Origin of the sequence: Pseudoalteromonas sp. BZB3 (genome assembly GCF_040104455.1) — a bacterium.
Lineage (GTDB): Bacteria > Pseudomonadota > Gammaproteobacteria > Enterobacterales > Alteromonadaceae > Pseudoalteromonas.
The window spans coordinates 45019-63084 of record NZ_JBECOS010000019.1; the positions used below are offsets into that span (position 1 = coordinate 45019).

Annotated in this window: 15 protein-coding genes and 1 pseudogene; 5 read left to right on the top strand and 11 right to left on the bottom strand. The window is 40.2% G+C overall.

Going from position 1 to position 18066, the window contains the following annotated elements; all coding sequences use genetic code 11:
• Positions 1 to 31: 31 nt before the first annotated feature.
• Positions 32 to 1072, bottom strand: a complete 1041-nt coding sequence (locus ABMY35_RS19905) for an AI-2E family transporter (protein ID WP_349287816.1) — start codon at positions 1070 to 1072, stop codon at positions 32 to 34.
• 110 nt (positions 1073 to 1182) lie between these two features.
• Here ABMY35_RS19905 and ABMY35_RS19910 point away from each other — a divergent pair, with 110 nt between their 5' ends.
• Positions 1183 to 2079: a TIGR01777 family oxidoreductase gene (locus ABMY35_RS19910; protein WP_349287817.1), complete on the top strand. Its 897-nt coding sequence runs from the start codon at positions 1183 to 1185 to the stop codon at positions 2077 to 2079.
• Positions 2080 to 2181: 102 nt separating this feature from the next.
• Here ABMY35_RS19910 and ABMY35_RS19915 read toward each other — a convergent pair whose 3' ends face one another.
• From ABMY35_RS19915 to ABMY35_RS19940, 6 genes are all read right to left on the bottom strand, one after another.
• Positions 2182 to 4851 carry a DUF349 domain-containing protein gene (locus ABMY35_RS19915; protein ID WP_349287818.1) on the bottom strand — a complete coding sequence of 890 codons (2670 nt, stop codon included), beginning with the start codon at positions 4849 to 4851 and terminating at the stop codon, positions 2182 to 2184.
• Complete coding sequence (locus tag ABMY35_RS19920; protein ID WP_058030038.1) at positions 4841 to 5122, bottom strand: DUF1315 family protein; 282 nt, start codon at positions 5120 to 5122, stop codon at positions 4841 to 4843. The genes ABMY35_RS19915 and ABMY35_RS19920 overlap by 11 nt, the downstream gene beginning before the upstream one ends.
• A 1-nt stretch (position 5123) precedes the next feature.
• Positions 5124 to 5450, bottom strand: a complete 327-nt coding sequence (locus ABMY35_RS19925; RefSeq protein WP_349287819.1) for a hypothetical protein — start codon at positions 5448 to 5450, stop codon at positions 5124 to 5126.
• A gap of 98 nt (positions 5451 to 5548) precedes the next feature.
• A complete protein-coding gene (locus ABMY35_RS19930; RefSeq protein ID WP_349287820.1) occupies positions 5549 to 7225 on the bottom strand; it encodes an AGCS family amino acid carrier protein in 1677 nt (558 codons plus the stop codon).
• A 71-nt stretch (positions 7226 to 7296) separates the two neighbouring features.
• The gene (locus tag ABMY35_RS19935) at positions 7297 to 8424 is read right to left on the bottom strand and encodes a M14-type cytosolic carboxypeptidase (protein WP_349287821.1); all 1128 of its coding nucleotides are present in this window, start codon (positions 8422 to 8424) and stop codon (positions 7297 to 7299) included.
• A gap of 179 nt (positions 8425 to 8603) precedes the next feature.
• A complete protein-coding gene (locus ABMY35_RS19940; RefSeq protein ID WP_138480116.1) occupies positions 8604 to 10049 on the bottom strand; it encodes a glyceraldehyde-3-phosphate dehydrogenase in 1446 nt (481 codons plus the stop codon).
• Between the two features lie 246 nt (positions 10050 to 10295).
• On the opposite strand from ABMY35_RS19940, the gene ABMY35_RS19945 reads away from it, so the two are divergent.
• A complete protein-coding gene (locus ABMY35_RS19945) occupies positions 10296 to 11096 on the top strand; it encodes a DUF2989 domain-containing protein (protein ID WP_349287822.1) in 801 nt (266 codons plus the stop codon).
• A gap of 57 nt (positions 11097 to 11153) precedes the next feature.
• Here the strand turns inward: ABMY35_RS19945 and ABMY35_RS19950 are convergent, their stop codons facing one another.
• The 4 genes and pseudogenes from ABMY35_RS19950 to ABMY35_RS19965 all read right to left on the bottom strand — a co-directional run bounded on the left by ABMY35_RS19950 (position 11154) and on the right by ABMY35_RS19965 (position 14730).
• A complete protein-coding gene (locus tag ABMY35_RS19950; protein ID WP_349287823.1) occupies positions 11154 to 11996 on the bottom strand; it encodes a 2OG-Fe(II) oxygenase family protein in 843 nt (280 codons plus the stop codon).
• 234 nt (positions 11997 to 12230) lie between these two features.
• Positions 12231 to 13026 (bottom strand): annotated as a pseudogene (locus ABMY35_RS19955) (M48 family metallopeptidase).
• 129 nt (positions 13027 to 13155) lie between these two features.
• Positions 13156 to 13740 (bottom strand): nucleotide exchange factor GrpE, encoded by a 585-nt coding sequence (gene grpE / locus ABMY35_RS19960; RefSeq protein WP_349287824.1) that lies wholly within the window; start codon positions 13738 to 13740, stop codon positions 13156 to 13158.
• A gap of 54 nt (positions 13741 to 13794) precedes the next feature.
• Positions 13795 to 14730: an HrcA family transcriptional regulator gene (locus tag ABMY35_RS19965; protein ID WP_349287825.1), complete on the bottom strand. Its 936-nt coding sequence runs from the start codon at positions 14728 to 14730 to the stop codon at positions 13795 to 13797.
• A gap of 83 nt (positions 14731 to 14813) precedes the next feature.
• On the opposite strand from ABMY35_RS19965, the gene nadK reads away from it, so the two are divergent.
• The 3 genes from nadK (at position 14814) to recN (ending at position 18065) form a co-directional block, all read left to right on the top strand.
• A complete protein-coding gene (gene nadK, locus ABMY35_RS19970) occupies positions 14814 to 15698 on the top strand; it encodes an NAD(+) kinase (RefSeq protein ID WP_138480122.1) in 885 nt (294 codons plus the stop codon).
• 52 nt (positions 15699 to 15750) lie between these two features.
• Positions 15751 to 16320, top strand: a complete 570-nt coding sequence (locus ABMY35_RS19975) for a hypothetical protein (protein WP_349287826.1) — start codon at positions 15751 to 15753, stop codon at positions 16318 to 16320.
• Positions 16321 to 16388: 68 nt separating this feature from the next.
• Positions 16389 to 18065, top strand: coding sequence for a DNA repair protein RecN (gene recN / locus ABMY35_RS19980; RefSeq protein WP_349287827.1), 1677 nt, complete (start codon positions 16389 to 16391; stop codon positions 18063 to 18065).
• The last annotated feature ends 1 nt before the right edge of the window (position 18066 follow it).

Consider the following 18066-nt stretch of genomic DNA (forward strand, 5'->3'; position numbering starts at 1 on the left):
AACGGCGCTTTTTCAGCGCCGTTTTCAATAATTAACTTAGCTTTGATTCTGTTTCTTCACCACTACCTAGCATAGTCGCTAGCCACTGCCCTTGTTCGCTATTTTCTAAGGCAATTTTCACCACCATGGTTAATGGTACTGATAACAGCATTCCCACAGTCCCAAACAACCAGCCCCAGAAGATTAAAGAAAGGAACACAACTAAAGTAGATAAGCCAAGCCCTTTACCCATATATCTAGGCTCTATAACGTTCCCCATAACCGTATTTATCGCCACATAACCAAGTGCAACAAAGCCACTGACAAGAGGACCTTGGGTGATAAGTGCAATTAAAACCGCAGGCACTGCGGCAATAATAGAGCCGATATTAGGAATATAATTTAATAAGAACGCGACAACGCCCCATAAAACAAAGTAGTCAACATCTAATATCCAAAGTAACAACGCAGCGCAAAAACCAGTTGCTAAAGACACCAAAGTTTTAATGGCCAAATAAGAGTTAATAGATTCTAGAAATTTATCGATTTGTTTTTGTCGCATTTCAGGGTCATCTAGCGCCAAATGTACTTTTTTATTGATCATCGGTGCTTCGAATAACATAAACACCACTGTTAATATGATTAAAAAAATATTGGCCATGGCCGCACCAAACCCAGTCAGCATATTGGTAGCCATATCAATCATTTTACCCGGATCAAACAAGGCAATGAGCTGTTGTTTGTCGATCAAAATATTGTACTGTGCAGCAGTATCTACTAACCAGACAAAACGGGTCTGTAAATCTTCTCTGTATTGTGGCAATTGCTTTGAGAAATCATTCAGAGATTGACCTACTAGGCCTGCTAAACTAGAGCCAACAGCCACTATCATTAACATGATGAGTAAAATAGCAATGCCTTTAGGTACTTTATAGCGGGCAAAGAATCTCAGTAATGGATTACAGATGATGGCAATAAATGCAGCCAGTATAAAAGGCACAATGATATCTGTGGCCAGTTTTAGGCCTGCCAGCACGATAAACAGCGATGCGATAATCACCAAGCTTTTACTTAAACCTTGAAGAGACGACACATAAATTCCTTCGAAAACAAGTTTACATTTATTCTACTTCAACAATACTTAATTGATCCATCAATGATTTTTAACGTATCAAAACTAAATATAAGCGCTAAGGTTGTAGGATGAAAATACTGATAACAGGTGCAACGGGATTAATTGGCTCCGCACTTTGTAAACTGCTCGCTAACAAGCACGAACTGATAGCTTTAACGAGAAACATAAACAAAGCTAAAAACACATTACCAAATTCAATCGACGTTCTAGATAATCTTGAAGATTTAAATTTTGATGATTTAGATGCGGTGATTAATCTTGCTGGAGAGCCCATCGCAGACAAACGGTGGAGCGCTCAACAAAAGCAAAGAATTTTTCAAAGCCGTTTAGGTATTACCGAGCAGATCGTCACTAAAATAAATGCCAGTGACGCTCCGCCTAAAGTGTTTATTTCTGGAAGTGCTATTGGGTTTTATGGTCGTCAACCTGCTGAGAATGTCATTACTGAGTCATACTCGTCAACTTACCCTGAATTTAGCCATCAGCTATGTAAACAATGGGAAGAACTCGCACTACAGGCACAGTCACCTGATGTGAGAGTTTGCCTGCTACGAACAGGTATTGTGCTGAGTAAACAAGGTGGTGCTTTGGACAAAATGCTCCCCCCCTTTAAGTTAGGATTGGGTGGCAAAATGGCATCAGGAAAACAAATGATGTCCTGGATCCATATCGATGACATGATCAACGCCATCGTATTCTTACTTGACGAGCCAAATGCCCATGGTGCGTTTAACCTCACAGCCCCTGAGCCTGTTAGTAATACTAATTTTACTCAAATACTCGCAAAAACCTTAAACCGCCCTGCTTTGTTTCCTATGCCAGAATTTGTTTTAAAACTGCTCTTTGGTGAAATGTCCGACTTATTAATATATGGGCAAAATGTAATCCCAGAAAAGCTCGAACAGCAGGGTTTTAAATTCAAGTTTGAAACACTTGATACTGCTCTGAATGAGGTTTTAAATTGACCTCAATCTGCGACCTAGTTTTTTCTAGACATGATTTTGAAAGTATATAAAAACAAAAAAACCACGCATTAGCGTGGTTTTTATCATAAGAATTACCCAGTGCTAAAGAAGTTTGAGTAATCTTTCTGACTGTAATTCAGCAGCAGGCGTATTTGATAAGTATGCAGATAAATAATGATCAAAACCTACGTTTTGACCTTGCAATTTATCATCTAACATAGCTACTTGTTCTGCCATACGCTCTGGGCTTGAGCTCTCATCCTTCATTTTCTCAGATAAGATTTCAAGGCGTAAAATTATCTGCTCACTAGACAAATTCACGTCCATTTTGCTAATAAACTCAGCTGGGATCGAACCACCATTTTCAAGCGCCACCTTTAACGCATCAAATCGAGCTGTATTGGCACGCTGCTCAAGGTCAACTAATTGCTGCTGCAATTCAGAAATAAACTTTTGGGCTTGCTTTTTGACTGCTGGTAGAAAGTCAATTTCGGATAATTGAGAAATCAACTTTTTGATTTCACCTTCGCTACTGTTCTCAGACAACTGAGCTTTAATTTCATCAAATTGTTGCTGCTGCTCTGAGTTCAGTGCATCTTTCTCTGCTTTTTGAGATTCAAACTCCGCACTGCGTTTCGCAAACACGGCATCGTTATGCTCTCTGAAAGCTTGCCACAGCTGGTTTTCTTTCTTGTTACCTGCAAAACCGATTGTTTGCCACTGCTTTTGTAACGATTTCAATACGTCGCACGCTTGTGCCAAATCCTCAGCAGCAATTTGCTCAGCCGCTGTATCAACTAGACCTTGCTTTAATTGAGCATTGTGTTCATGTTGCGAACGGATCGCATCACCAATAAGTTGGGCTTTAGCTTTAAATGCATTATTCAGTGATTTGTATACATCACTGTCTACGCTGCCAGCTGCACGCCACTGTTTATTTAGCTTATTAAACTGGCTTTCATATTCACGCCAGTTAAACTCACCTACTGATGTGTCTGTTGCGGCAAGTTCTGACATTTGTGCAATCAAAGCTTCACGCGCTTGCTTTGCTTTTTCACGTTGTTGCTCTTGTTCAGCAAAGAAGGCACGACAAGGTGCAAATAGCAGTTCTAGCTTTTCATCGAACTGCTTCGCTTGTAGCTTCTCTTCGTCAGTATCAACTCGGCCTAATTCATGCCATTGTGCACGTAGCTTCTTAACTAACTCAGCACGTTGTTTAGGCGCTAAATCACAGCTTTCAATATGCTCATCTAACACAGCTAAAAGCTCTACACGCTTTGGTGCTGAAGCGTACTTTTGCCAATCACGAATATCATCTAACTGCGAAGCAATTTGCTCACGAAGCGGTTCAAGCTGTGCTTGGTTTGCTGCAGTTAAACGCTCGAAGTGCTCGTTGAATCCTTTAAAAACGCCAAATGCCACTTTACTTCGGCCTTGCTCAAGCAGTCGTTGGACATCTTTGGCTTTGCGTCTAGCTTGTTTAAGCTCATTTTGTTGCGCATCAAGTTGTTCAGCCATGGCTGATTTAAATTGCTTGCTTAACGCACTAAGCTTTGCTTTTGCTGGTTTTTTTAATGTGTTAGGTAACTGTTCAATAATGCTTTTCGCATTGTTGTAAGCCGATTTTTGCGAATTTAAAGTGTCATCAAGCTCACTCAACTCTGTTGATGGCGTGATATTAGCAAGTGCGTCAAGTGCAGTTTGGGCGGCTTGGTTTGCAACAACCAGTTCAGGTAATTGCTTTAATTGACTTTCAAAGTCTGCAAGTAAGCTTAAATGCTTAACAAGCTCAGCACTGTATGCACTAGATGTTATTTCATTACGTACCTGACTAAGCTGAGTCTCTAACTCCGTCTGTTTTGAAACATCTAGTTGTTCTAGAGCATTAACTAACGCTTGTTCAGCTAGATTCAAGTGTGACACAATTTCTGTCAGGAACGCCTCTTTTTCTCGCTTCGCTTGCTCAGCTTTTTCTGCTGCTTCAAACTCAGTTTGTAAAGCAGTCAAATGTGAAGAAATACGCGTTTCTATTGCACTGTATTTTTGTTGATTTTCTTTAACCGCTTCCTCATCTAACCAAGACAGCTCTAGACCTACCCACTGCTCAGTTAAAATTCCGAATTGGTTGTTTACTTCTTTGTAATCGTGCTTGTCTCTAAGCGCATTAAGCTTAGCTAAAATCATTTTGACTTGTGCAAGTACTTCAGCCGGTTTTTCTTTTGCCAGTTTTTGTTGCTCAAGAGCTTGCTCAAGTGCCGATTTCGCTTGGCCCTTCGCTGATTTCAATAACTGCTTTTGTAAGCCGTATTGCTCTACCAAAGGTAAAAGCAACAACTGGAGTTGCTCATCGTCTTGCTTAAAGCTCTGCTCTATCAGTTTAGGCTGAGCAAGGCGTTTTAATAATTTTACACGAACTTCTAAGCTTGACTCAGAGAACGCTAACTTTTCTAGCACTCGTTTCGATGCATATCGATCTACATATTCTTGGCGAATAGTACCGTCAAGTTCACTTTTGCCGTTTAATACTGCGCTACTAATATGTTGTTCTGCTAGGTCTTTAAGCGCTTGGTCTTGTTTATAAGCTTGCCACCAAAGACTCAAACTATTTAATTTATTTAAAGCTTTTTGTCTGATTTCAATCGAATTATCTTCCAATGCCATTGTCTTTAAAACATCGGCATCCTTGTCTTGCTCTAGCTTATTAAGCGCCTGAAGTCTTACTTCAGTTTTTGGGTGTTTCCATTTTGGTGTAAATAGGTGTTTAAAGATCATTTTCACTGAACCTAGCTATCTCATTTTCTTTTTTAAATTCTTGTTGTAGTTCTCTTTTGGACTTCTGAACCATTTCACCTTCTGCGTTTATGGTGAATTGCTCATTAGTCTTGGCTACTTTCGCCTGATAAAGCATAACGAGTTGTACTGTTTGCTCTTTTTGAGCTTCTGTCAGAGGAGTGCCATCAGGCCACTTACCTGTTGAGGCCCCATACTGCAAACGCTCAAATAATTCGGGTGTTAAATTATTTACTAAGCTGTCTATGTTCATGTCACTTTTTCTTTTTTAAATACACTAAAATAATTCTGTTAACTAAATACCAAAAACAACCAACTGCGATGACGCCTCTGGTTAACCACATTTCAATTGAATCAGGTACTGGTTGGCGTGAATAAAGGTATAAGAAACCACCGAGGAAAAGGATCAATGCAAGGAAAGAGTGATTCATAAACATCTGCTGCTTTTTAACTCTTTTACGTGCAGCAATTCGAGCTAATTGCTCTTCGCTGACTTCTCCGAGCTGAAGGTCACAGTGTGGACAAACCTTGTTTTTACTTGAAATAGACTCGTTACAACTTGGACAAGAAACTATTGCCATATTTATGACTCCTGCTGATACAAAAAAGGCGTCTCGAGGACGCCATTTTACTCGTTTTTGTACCAAAAGTCTTTTACTAAGGTACGTTCAAAAACGATTTATTTTTCGTTTGGATGCTCTTTGTTGAACTTATCCCAGTATTCAGTGACTGACTCTTTCATTTCTTTACGAAGTAAGAAAATACCGAATAAGTTAGGTAAGGTCATCACAACGATTGCAACTGCTGCTAGTTTCCAAACTAAAGTCGTGTCTGCAAATGATGCCCAGAAAAAGCCTGCAACATAAAATACTCGGTAGGGCATCACTGATTTGCTACCAAGTAGATAAATCATTGCACGGTCGCCATAATAGGACCACGCAATTGCTGTCGAGAAAGCAAATAATAACAAGCCAATTGATACGATATATTTACCATTTTCACCAAAGAAACCTCGGCTAAATGCTTTAGTTGTCAGCTCAGCAGAATGTACTAAAGATTTACCTGTGATCATAATGTCTTTGTCTACAGGCATACCATCTTTAATCTCAATAGTGCCGGTATAAACATGCTTTTCAGTTAAACCAAAGCGCACATCTTCAGCAATTGAACGAGAGTGAATAATGGTAAAGTCTTTTTCTACCGCTTTACCCTGAATTGAATGAAGTTCACCATTATAAAGCTCAACACCATGGTCTTTTTCATCATTTAGGTAATTGTATAGCGCTAGACGATCTTGTTCGTTATCTTCAGAATACTGACCTTGTAAAATGACCATTGACGAACGTTCAAATTGTGTTTCAAATTTTTCCGTCCACACACCTGAAGAAAGGATTACTAAACCGGTTAAAGTACAGATGATGATAGTATCGATGAAAGGTTCAAGAATTGACACCATACCTTCAGATACTGGCTCATCTGCTTTTGCAGATGCGTGTGCAATTGGTGCAGAACCTTGACCTGCTTCGTTAGAGAATAAACCACGGTTTACACCACGGTTGAAGGCGTAAGCAAATGATGCGCCTAAGAAACCACCCGCTGCGGCAGAACCTGAAAATGCGTCTGTGAACACAGCTGCAAATGAAGGTGCAATGTTTTCAATGTTGTAGAAGATTACCGCCAATGCACCAATGATATAAACCGCTGCCATCAGTGGCACAACACGAGAAGTGATTGCGGCAATACGCTTGATGCCACCTAAAATAACAAGTGCAAGTAGGATAGATAGCACACCACCTGTATGCCAAGGCTCAAAACCAAAGGTAGACTCCATACCCTGAGCAATATTATTAATTTGCGGCAGGCTACCTGTACCAAAAGAACTAATTACAGTGGCAACAGCAAATAATACAGCTAACCACTTCATATTCAAACGACGATCCATGTAATACATTGGACCACCAGCCATCGTGCCATCATCGGTTTTTACACGATACTTGTGTGATAGGGTCACCTCTACAAATTTAGTCGTCATACCGAAGAATGCAGTCATCCACATCCAAAATAATGCCGCTGGACCACCAATTGAAATTGCCAGGGCCACACCACCGATATTACCAGTGCCTACGGTGCCTGAAAGTGCAGTCGCAAGCGCTTGGAAGTGCGTGGTGTCACCTTCATGGCTTTTTTTATCAAACTTGCCGGTTACCACCTTACAAGCATGTTTGAAATATCTGATCTGTGGAAATTTAAGATAAATGGTGAAGAATAAACCCACACCAAGTAATACGTATGGGAACCAATCTGCTCCCCCCAACATGCCATCTAGAGAATCTAGAAACCGCCCAAATGCATCCATGGAACATCCTCATTATTGTTATACATAAAAGGTAGCACCGTGGCGCTACCTTTTGATTTTACTGTTGATTATTATCTTAGTTTGTCTACAACCGAAACAATTGCAGCAAGCGTATCTTGACCGAATTGGTATGAGCGTCTGTCAGACCAACCGTAATATGGGTCTGGTAGATTCGCGTTATCTTTAAACGGCATTTCAATCGTATAAGCCAACGCTTTAAACGCCTCACCCACAGCACAAGATGCAACCGTTAAGTTAGCTTCACCTGGCGCATCTTTTGGATAGCCAAACTCATCTTGGAACTCAGGTGTTATAGTAAGTAGTGCTGCTTTAAAATCGTTTTCTAATGACTCTAAACGCGCATCATAACTTGGAATGCCTTCACTACCAGCAACAAAGTTATAAGGCAATGCTTCGTCACCATGAATATCTAAATACATATCAAGGCCTGCGTCATGCATCTTATTTAACACATGGAAAACCTCTGGTGATTTTTCAAGGCTCGGTTCAGCCCACTCGCGGTTAAGGTTAACACCCACTGCGTTTGTACGAAGGTGACCTCGAACACTGCCATCAGGGTTCATATTTGGAACAATATAGAAAACCGCTTTAGAAAGTAACGCTGCTGCATGCGGGTCTTCGTCATCTAGAAGCTTGTGAAGTAAGCCCTCGACAAACCACTCTGCCATTGTCTCACCCGGGTGCTGACGGGCAGTGATCCAAATTTTCTTTTTACCTTCTTCAGGTTCGCCAATCGTAAGCAAACTGATATCACGACCGTCTAGCGTTTCGCCAAGAGTTTCAATTTCACATGCATCATGGCTTTGCGCCCAATAGAGTAAGTCTAAATGACGCTCATAACTATAAGGTGCGAAATAAGCAAAATAGGTATGGCTCTGCTCAGGTTCGAAATCAATAGTAAGAGTACCGTTTTCGTATGCTGTAGGAACACGGAACCAAGTTTGGCGATCATATGATGCCACCGCTTGATAGTCATCCCACCCTTCCGGATAAGCTGATTTTTCTAGACCACCAATTTGCATTTTATGTTGTAAAAATGGTGTGCTTTCTAAACGAAAATGAAACCACTGAAAAAATTCAGATTCATTATCGTTGTTGATAGCTAGTTGAATATCGAGTGGCTCGTTGCTCGCAAGCACCTTGATATTACCACTGTCAAAATTACTGGTGATTTTCATCCGTAACCTTCTTTTTATAAATTAACGACGCAATAGTCGCAGACAAACATTAACTTTTTGTCTTTATCGTTTAGGAAGTGTAATTCACTTGTAAAAATAATTTTTAAAGAGTATCACACCGATTTAAGTTCAAAAACTAAAAAAGCCAGCTAAAGCTGGCTTTTTATTACTTTTCGATATTAGCGAGGTAGGCTTGGGAATTCAACTTCAGCCATATCGTGCATAACACGAATAACCTGACAGCTGTAACCAAACTCGTTATCATACCAAACGTATAATACAACACGGTTACCATCAACAATTGTTGCTTGAGAATCAACAACACCTGCGTAACGGCTGCCTACTAGGTCAGTAGAAACGATTTCTGTTGACGCTGTGTAATCAATTTGATCACGAAGGTCAGAGTACAGTGATGTTTCACGTAAGTACTCGTTTAGCTCTTCAACCGTTGTCTCTTTTTCAAGGTTTAGGTTAAGAATAGCCATTGAAACGTTTGGCGTAGGAACACGGATAGCATTACCAGTTAACTTACCTTCAAGTTCAGGTAGTGCTTTAGAAACAGCTTTAGCCGCGCCCGTTGACGTGATAACCATGTTCAGTGCTGCTGCACGACCACGACGCTCTGCTTTGTGGTAGTTATCAATCAGGTTCTGGTCGTTAGTGTAAGAGTGAACTGTTTCAACGTGACCATTCTGGATACCAAACTTATCATTAAGTGCTTTAAGTGTTGGTGTGATTGCATTCGTTGTACAGCTCGCCGCTGAAACGATTGAATCTTCAGAAAGGATGTCTTTATTGTTAACACCATAAACCACGTTTTTGATGTCACCTTTTGCAGGCGCTGTTAGAAGCACTTTAGCAGCACCATTTGACTTAAGGTGAAGGCCTAAGCCATCTCTGTCTTTCCAGATACCTGTGTTATCAACGATAAGTGCATTGTTGATGCCGTATTCATTGTAATCAATTTCATCTGGAGAGTTAGCATAGATAACTTGGATATAGTTACCGTTAGCTTTGATTGCGTTACGCTCGTTATCAACCGTGATTGAACCGTTGAAAGGGCCATGGATTGAATCACGACGTAACAGACTTGCACGCTTTTCAAGGTCACCGTCACGGCCACCACGAACAACGATTGCACGTAAGCGTAGATCAGTGTGAGAGCCACCACGCTCGATAAGTAGACGTGCTAATAAACGACCGATACGGCCAAAACCGTAAAGAACAACATCACGAGGCTCTTGATTGTCGCCTTTGTTTACGATGTCTGCTAATTCAGCGTTTAGGTATTCTTCAATTGAACGACCTTCGCCTGCATTTTTATGAACATAACCATAAGCTAATTTGCCTAGGTCAATACGTGCAGGTGCTAAATCCATTTTGCTAATAGCTTCTAGGAATGGGAAGCTTTCACGTAAGCGTAGTTTGCTTTCTTCGAAACGTGCCACAGTCTTGTGAGCTTTGATCACGTCGATTGTGCTTGTATTTACAAGTGGACGACCGTAAACAGCGATTTCAACACCCTTGTTACGGTACAAACGACCAATGATTGGTTGCATGTTTTCAGCATAATCTTGGCGTTCTTGCCAGCTATTTTGATATTCTTGCTCGTGAGATAAGGTCATTTTTTCTGCCTAATTAAACAATTTTTTTGAACGGATAGCCCCTTAGGGCAACGCTATTCTAATTTAAACTGCTACGATTCTCCACTGTTACTGTCTAATTCATTAGGCTAAACTAGGCAGAGTTATTTTTTATGCGGTTTTTTTAGTGTAAAAACAAGTAAAACTCATAAAAACATGTATATCAGGCTTATCAAATAACATAGCAAACATAACCTGACAGTATTAAAGCAATGAAGAGGAAGCAAGATGGCACTGCGGACGCTGCTCGCACTAAGTATTTTTACCCTTGTAGGTTGTGAGCAATCCCTGACCTTAAGTAAAGTGTGCGAAGAAACACCTGGGTTTTGTGAAGATTTAAATAAAGATAGTCACTGTAAAGATCTGCGCTCTGATCTTATATTTGCCAGATATCACGAATACAAATCACCTACTGATGACAACAAATATGACTTACTAAAAAAGTTAGAGTCATATGACTCTTGTGTATCTCTGGCTGCTAAAATTGAGCATATAAAGTTAAAAGAAAAAACCACATCACGTGTTGAAGGTCACTTAACTAGCCTTAAAGAAATGAACCGTATTTTTCAAGATACAAAACAAACTGATCATCCAGGTTTGCTCTTCTACCATTGGTCCAGAAATAACAGTCGTTTTGCAATGAACAAGCTGTTGAATATGCAAGACCAAGACAATGTTAAAAATGATGCTGAAATACAGTTATTTTTAGCAACCTATTACGCTAAATTTGATGATGAGAAAACTGTAGATTTACTTTATCGAGTACTGGAATTAAACGAAGCGGGTCAACAGCCAAAATTAGAGGTATACAGCAGCCTTGTCAGTATTTTCTTCAAACAAAAGAAATACAAACATGCTTATACGTTTGCAAAAATAGCGCAAATGTCTGGATTTGAAGACATTGATATTTTACCTGTAACACATGAAATCACCAGTCGAGGTCGCTCACTTGACCCATTAGATGAACTTGCTATGCAAACCTATGAAGAAATTCAAGCAGGCACATTTATCTCACCTCGTGGTTTTTAACTTAAAAAACCCTAACAAATGTTAGGGTTTTTTTGTGTCTTGAATTCCAGTAGAAGTTTACTTAACACCTAGTTCTTCAAGTCGCTCTTGTAAGTAACTATCAGCAGTGTAACGCTCAGATAATACAACTTCAGGTTTTGGGTGTAAGAATAATGGTAGAGAAATACGTGAATTCTTAGACGCTTTACCTGATGGATTGATAACACGGTGAATCGTTGATGGGAAGTAGCCACCTGATGCTTCTTGAAGCATGTCACCGATATTAATAATTAAGTTACCAAAATCACATGGTACGTCTAACCAGCCACCATTTTGTGTTTGAACTTGCAAACCTGGCTCATTTGAAGCTGGAAGTACAGTAAGTAAATTGATATCACCGTGTGCCGCTGCACGAATAGCACCTGGTTCTTCATCACCCGTCATTGGCGGATAATGAAGAACGCGAAGTAAAGTTTGCTCAGAATCTTTGATCATATCTTTTAGATCAATTGAAAACTTCGCTTTAACGTCTTCTGGTGCCTGTGATTGAACCCAGCTTAATAGCTCAGCGGCAAACTCATTCGCAATACGGTAGTACTCACGGATCTCAGCGTCTAATTGTGCAGGAACACGGCCTTTTGGATAAACATGGAAGTATTCTTTTATGTCTTTAACAGTAAAGCCTTTTGCAACTTCTGAAACTTCTGGTGGGAAGTAACCATCTTGATTTTCTTTATCGAATAAGAAGTTGTGTTTCTCTTCTGTATAGAAGAACTCTTGCCAATTTTTATAAATTGATTCAACTAATTCTTGTGGGATTGGGTGGTTCTTTAAAACGCCGAATCCTGTATTACGAAGAGATTCAACGAATTGCGCAGCTGCGTCATCTGCGCGGTAATCTACCGTAGGTAATTGTTGCATAATGGTCCACTCAGTTGTGTTTAGTTAAAACAGCTTTTTGATAAGTGTAGCCAATTATTTACGAGCCTTATCAAATAGTGTTGACCCTTGACATAAGAGTGCGGCGAGCATAAGAAAATAGACCGAGCTACATAAGGACTTATGTCCGCCTTTTGCGTAAGTGTTAAACTAAATTGAGATAGATCAATTAATCTAAATACATAAAAAAGGCTGCATAAATGCAACCTTTTCTCTTTATTTACACTCAGGTTTTAGCCCTTTTTGCCATGCTGAACGCTTTAATGTCTCAGCTTCAGGCATTTTACTATTCAAAGTTTGCATACGTGTGTCAGGCGCTGGATGAGTTGATAAAAACTCTGCTGGGCGCTCACCACTGAGTTTATTCATATTTTCCCAAAGTTTCACTGAACCAGTTGGTTCGAATCCCGCTTTTGCCATTAGATCTAAACCAATTACATCGGCTTCACTTTCATGAGAACGGCTAAAAGGTAAAGCGACCCCTACTTGAGCACCAACACCTAAACCTTGCATAATCGCTTGGCGGTATTCCACATTACCCATTTGCAATGCCACATCACTTGCCTGCAAGCCAAACTGCAACAAGCTATTTTGAGAAACTCGTTCATTGGCGTGCTCGGCGATAACGTGACCCACTTCATGGCCCATTACCGCAGCAAGTTGATGTTGATCTTTAGCGACCTTTAATAGCCCTGTATGCACACCAATCTTTCCACCTGGTAAAGCAAAGGCGTTGGCGCTGTCTTCTTTAAAAACGACAACCTCCCAGTCTTGATTTGCATATTGCGTAGGTAACTGAGCTATTAGCTTATCTGCGATACAGCGCACATAAGCATTGGTGTTTTTATCTGTTTCTATGGCTTGCTGCTCTTTCATTTGAGCAAAACTTGCAACCCCCATATCATTCATCTTTTGTGGTGAGTAAAGCGCAATTTGTGTTCGCCCTGTTGGAGAAGGTTTTACAACCTGCAGCCAATAAAGATAAGGCAACTATGCCGATCAGTTTTTTCATAGCGATTCCTTTAAAGGACGTTTTAAGTGTATATGATTATTTTATAATAAAAATTTACGTAAACAATATAATTCAGGCAACAAAAAACGGGCTAAATGAGCCCGTTTCAATTCAAAAAGCAGAAGCTGATTATTCAGCTGCTTTAGATACCATTACCATAGCAGGGCGAAGTAAACGACCGTTTAAAGTATAACCTTTTTGCATCACAGCTAGCACTGTGTTTGGTGCTACATCATTGCTAGGTTGAATTGACATTGCCTGATGGAAATCTGGATTGAACACTTCACCTTGTGGATTTACTGTTTCAACACCAAACTTAGCGACAGCATCTTCAAAACTCTTAAGCGTCATTTCAACACCTTCAAGTACTGGCTTAAGTGTTTCATTCTCTTTGTCAGAAAACTCAATAGCACGGTGAAGGTTATCGATCACTGGTAAAAGCTCATTAGCGAACTTTTCAAGTGCAAATTTATGTGCTTTTTCTACATCTTGTGCAGCACGGCGACGAATGTTCTCTACATCGGCTGCGGCACGTACAACACTGTCCTTTTGATCTGCAATAGTCTGTTTGGCTGCTTCAAGCTCTGCGTATAAACCAGCAATTTCTTCTTCTGGGCTTAGTTCAGTTTGTACTTCTTCTTGAGCTTGCTCTTGTTCTACTTGCTCAACAGGCTCTACCGCTTCTTGCTCAGGGGCATTATTTTGCTCAGACATATTTTTCTCCAAAATCTTACAACTTCGGACATTATGGGGATGGAAAAATCAGTTTCAAGTACTCGCCAACGAAAATTCATCAATTATTGCTTCGATTGGTGCACAAGTTGAGCAAATCACACAAAAGCGGCTCTGATATTCACCATTTTCAAAGTAAGGCAGGCTTAAAATCACTGTTTTGCCCAATTGATAACTCGATAACTCATTACCCATGATAAGTGATAAACCATTTTTAAAAGCCAATTTATCTTCAATATCGTGAAGAAACCCAACTCCAAGGTTAAGCTCTTTATTTGACTCTAAGGCGTTATATAAATGCCTTTCTCCAAGTAAAATACAGTTATCTGAACCTAGTTGCTGATGAAGTTGAGCAGTCCATTGGGTCAATTGAGCTGTACAAGTTTTAGGTGCGCTATTTGCCATTGCAAACATACGTTGCAAACCTTCTTTCAAAGGCTGTTGACTAAAAACAGTATTCATCCAAGAAGCAAATTGATAACGCTGTGCGTCGGTTTCAAAGTCAGGTTTATCAATCAAAATATTCTGTGACTGCCCAGCTCTATCAATTAACAGTACTAACCATGAACTACTATCAAAACCAAGCACTTCTACCCTAAAAATGATTTGTGAACTTGCCTGTGGTAAACCAACACAACAACACACTTGATATTTTTGACTCAGAGAATGCGCCAATTCGACGAGTTTAGACTGCTCAGGTTGCCAGTAGTGGCCAATATCAGATAAATTTAAATATTCACTTAGCCAGAACTTAAAACCGGCATCGGTGGGCATTCTTCCTGCTGAAGTGTAAGGAGAGCAAAGCAAGCCAATCTTCTCTAGCCGAGCCATTGCGTTTCTGACTGTAGCAGAGCACACAGCCATACCTTTTTGCTTGGCTATTTTACTCGACGGCACAGGCTGGCCTTCGCCATTGCAATACATACTCATCACAGCAGTAAAAATTTGCTGATCTCTGGGACTTAATTTCATACTTTATCCACAGGCCATCAAAAAAGTTTTCTCTTAAATGTTTTTCGGTTAGTCTTGCGCTAACTTAATCAAGGAAAATAATCATGACAAGCCCTTTTAAAACCATAGGCTTAATCGGTAAACCTAATCACAAAGGTGCGGCATTGACATTACACCGCCTTTATACCTTTTTGCAAGCATTAGGATACGAGGTACTTGTAGAAGAGCGTGTTGGCGCACAAGTTCAAGAAATTGCCCCTGAAGGACTCATTGAATTAGTTGAACTGGGAAAACGCTGTGATCTGGCCATTGTTATTGGCGGTGATGGCAATATGCTCGGTGCCGCTAGGGTACTAGCGCGATTTGATGTCGCCGTTATAGGTGTTAACCGGGGTAACCTAGGCTTCTTAACCGACCTTAACCCTGATGGCTTTGAGCCTGCGCTTGAAGAAGTGCTAAGAGGTGAATTCATTGCTGAATCACGCTTCTTATTAGAAGTCGAAGTCTATCGTCATGATGAATTAAAAAGTGCCAATTCCGCCATGAACGAAGCAGTATTACATGCCGATAAAGTCGCACACATGATTGAGTTTGAAGCATTTATTGATAATCAGTTTGTGTTCTCGCAGCGTTCAGATGGTTTAATCGTCTCAACACCGACAGGCTCAACAGCCTATTCTCTTTCTGGTGGAGGCCCAATCCTTACACCAGAATTAAATGCCATGGCGCTTGTCCCTATGTTTCCCCACACTTTATCAAGTAGGCCGTTAGTTGTGGATGGCGATAAAGAAGTCAGGTTAAAACTCAGCTTGGAAAATACAGATAGCTTACAAGTCAGTTGTGACAGCCATGTGGTCCTAGCTGTTTTACCAGGTGATGAAGTGGTTATAAAAAAAGCAGAAAAATCTTTACGCTTGATTCATCCGAAAAGCTATTCATACTATGATGTCCTAAGACAAAAATTGAATTGGGGCAGTAGACTTTACTAAGCCCATTAAAACATTCAAAATCGGTACATAACTAGCAGGAAGTACACACGTTATGAATTACATTATTATCGCCACAATCGTGCTACTAATCACACTTTTAGGCGTTTATCTTGTTATCGAAAATAATAGAAAAAAAGCAAAAAATGCTGAGAAGCAGGTTTTTAACCAAAGACACAATGAAGTAACACTGCATTTCAAAACTAAAACCTCTGAATTTGTTGCAGCCGGCGCTATACCCTCAAAATACAGCGGTACGATTAACGCCATCGTTAATAACTTTTTTGTTGTGCAAGCACATACAGAAGACAATTTAAATCAACTCGAGCGCATAGTTGAGTTGTTTATTTTAACTGTGGGTGAAGAAGTGCATAAGCATCGTGAAAAGGACACCATGGATACTTTAAAAGATACCATGACTGCTTTTGCAAAAGAGCTTCCGACAAATGGTGTCGCGTATAACAAAGATTTCTACTATGAATCACTGCCTGCAATGATCACTTTATTAAAAACTGCTGACATTACCGATGTTGAAAACCAAGATAAAGATGAAATAGATATAGACGCTGATTCAGATCAGAACAATCAAACTGAAGTGAATAAACTCGCTACAGCACAAATTTAATTTCACGCTTGATTTATCCTTAACTACTGTATAAATTAACAGTGTAAATACTGTTTGGATATACAGATATGTTGATCAGCCTTGAAATTAGTAACTTCGCAATTGTAAATGATTTAAATATTGAATGGCGTGATGGCATGACAGCCATCACGGGCGAAACTGGTGCAGGCAAATCTATTGCCATAGATGCTCTATCACTTTGCTTAGGTGAAAGAGCGGACGCAGGTGCGATCAGACCGAGTGCAGATCGCGCTCAGATCGTGGCACAATTCAATATTCAGCAACTCACTAAGGCTCAGCAATTTCTTAAAGAACATATGCTAAATAACGATGAGCATGATTGTATTTTACGTCGTGTCATTAGCCGAAGTGGTCGCAGTAAGAGTTACATAAATGGCGTTTCAGTTACTGCCAGTCAACTTAAAGAGTTAGGCGAATATTTAATCGCCATCCATGGACAACATGCTCACCAATTACTATTAAAAACTGAACATCAACTTCATCTCATTGATGCTTATGCAGGCCACACTCACCTACAAACTGCCGTAAAAAATCAATTTCAGCATTACCAGCAATTACAGCGAGAGTATTCAACTCTTTTAAAAGAACAGCAGGCTAAAGCGGCACAACAGCAACTTCTAGAATATCAAGTAGCTGAATTAGATGAGTTTTCACTTGAAGCTGATGAATTTAAGCAAATTGAAGAAGAACAATATCGGCTGAGCCACAGCCAAACCATTATTAACACCTGTCAACAGGAGTTAATGGCTTTGTATGAGCAAGATGGCACCACAGTGTTAAGCCAGCTACAGCATAGTGCACAACAGTTCAATAGTTTAACCAGTGTTGATAGTAGTCTCGCTAACATCGCTCAATTGCTAGAAGAAGCCGTTGTACAAGTCGAAGAAGCAAGCCGCGAAATTCGAGACTATGCAGACCAAATTGACCAAGACCCGCTCAGATTACAAGAAGTCGAAGATCGTCTATCTAAAATCATGGATCTATCGCGTAAACATCATGTGAGACCTGAAGAACTTTACGAGCATCATCAATCGTTAAAAGCGCAGCTAGATAATATAAGTTCAGATAACGCACGTATTGATATTCTAGAGCAAGAAATCGCCCAAACTCTGTCAGCTTACCAACAAGCTGCAATGGCGCTGAGTGATAGCCGAAGCCAGTCGGCGAAAAAGCTACAGAAACTTATTAGTGCGAGCATGGATGATTTAGCCATGAAACACTGTAAGTTTGCAATTGAATTGCAGCCAAAACCAGAGCTTAGGCCTAATAGTGAGGGTTATGATGCCATAGAGTTTTTAGTTTCAACGAACCCAGGTCAACCTTTGCAAGCTTTAGCAAAAGTTGCTTCGGGTGGTGAACTCTCTCGTATCAGTTTGGCTATTCAAGTGATTATCGCTGAAAAAGTGACGACGCCAACGCTTATTTTCGATGAAGTCGACGTGGGTATTTCTGGCCCAACCGCCTCTCAGGTTGGTAAATTACTTCGTAAGCTTGGAAAATCGACGCAAGTCATATGTGTCACCCATTTACCGCAAGTCGCGTGTAGTGGGCATCAACAGTTTTTTGTTAGCAAGAAAGTCATCAAAGGAGAAACTTTTACTTCGATGAAGCCATTAGAAGATGCGCATCGTGTTGACGAAATTGCCCGTCTTATTGGTGGTGAATCGATCAGTGAAACAACCCGAGCCAGTGCAAAAGAACTATTGGCTATTCAAGCAGCATAAG

Excerpts from the sequence above, each read along its gene's own strand:
- ABMY35_RS19910 (WP_349287817.1), top strand. The coding sequence starts at position 1,183 with ATGAAAATACTGATAACAGGTGCAACGGGATTAATTGGCTCCGCACTT.
- ABMY35_RS19915 (WP_349287818.1), bottom strand. The coding sequence starts at position 4,851 with ATGATCTTTAAACACCTATTTACACCAAAATGGAAACACCCAAAAACT.
- ABMY35_RS19920 (WP_058030038.1), bottom strand. The coding sequence starts at position 5,122 with ATGAACATAGACAGCTTAGTAAATAATTTAACACCCGAATTATTTGAG.
- ABMY35_RS19925 (WP_349287819.1), bottom strand. The coding sequence starts at position 5,450 with ATGGCAATAGTTTCTTGTCCAAGTTGTAACGAGTCTATTTCAAGTAAA.
- ABMY35_RS19930 (WP_349287820.1), bottom strand. The coding sequence starts at position 7,225 with ATGGATGCATTTGGGCGGTTTCTAGATTCTCTAGATGGCATGTTGGGG.
- ABMY35_RS19935 (WP_349287821.1), bottom strand. The coding sequence starts at position 8,424 with ATGAAAATCACCAGTAATTTTGACAGTGGTAATATCAAGGTGCTTGCG.
- ABMY35_RS19940 (WP_138480116.1), bottom strand. The coding sequence starts at position 10,049 with ATGACCTTATCTCACGAGCAAGAATATCAAAATAGCTGGCAAGAACGC.
- ABMY35_RS19945 (WP_349287822.1), top strand. The coding sequence starts at position 10,296 with ATGGCACTGCGGACGCTGCTCGCACTAAGTATTTTTACCCTTGTAGGT.
- ABMY35_RS19950 (WP_349287823.1), bottom strand. The coding sequence starts at position 11,996 with ATGCAACAATTACCTACGGTAGATTACCGCGCAGATGACGCAGCTGCG.
- grpE (WP_349287824.1), bottom strand. The coding sequence starts at position 13,740 with ATGTCTGAGCAAAATAATGCCCCTGAGCAAGAAGCGGTAGAGCCTGTT.
- ABMY35_RS19965 (WP_349287825.1), bottom strand. The coding sequence starts at position 14,730 with ATGAAATTAAGTCCCAGAGATCAGCAAATTTTTACTGCTGTGATGAGT.
- nadK (WP_138480122.1), top strand. The coding sequence starts at position 14,814 with ATGACAAGCCCTTTTAAAACCATAGGCTTAATCGGTAAACCTAATCAC.
- ABMY35_RS19975 (WP_349287826.1), top strand. The coding sequence starts at position 15,751 with ATGAATTACATTATTATCGCCACAATCGTGCTACTAATCACACTTTTA.
- recN (WP_349287827.1), top strand. The coding sequence starts at position 16,389 with ATGTTGATCAGCCTTGAAATTAGTAACTTCGCAATTGTAAATGATTTA.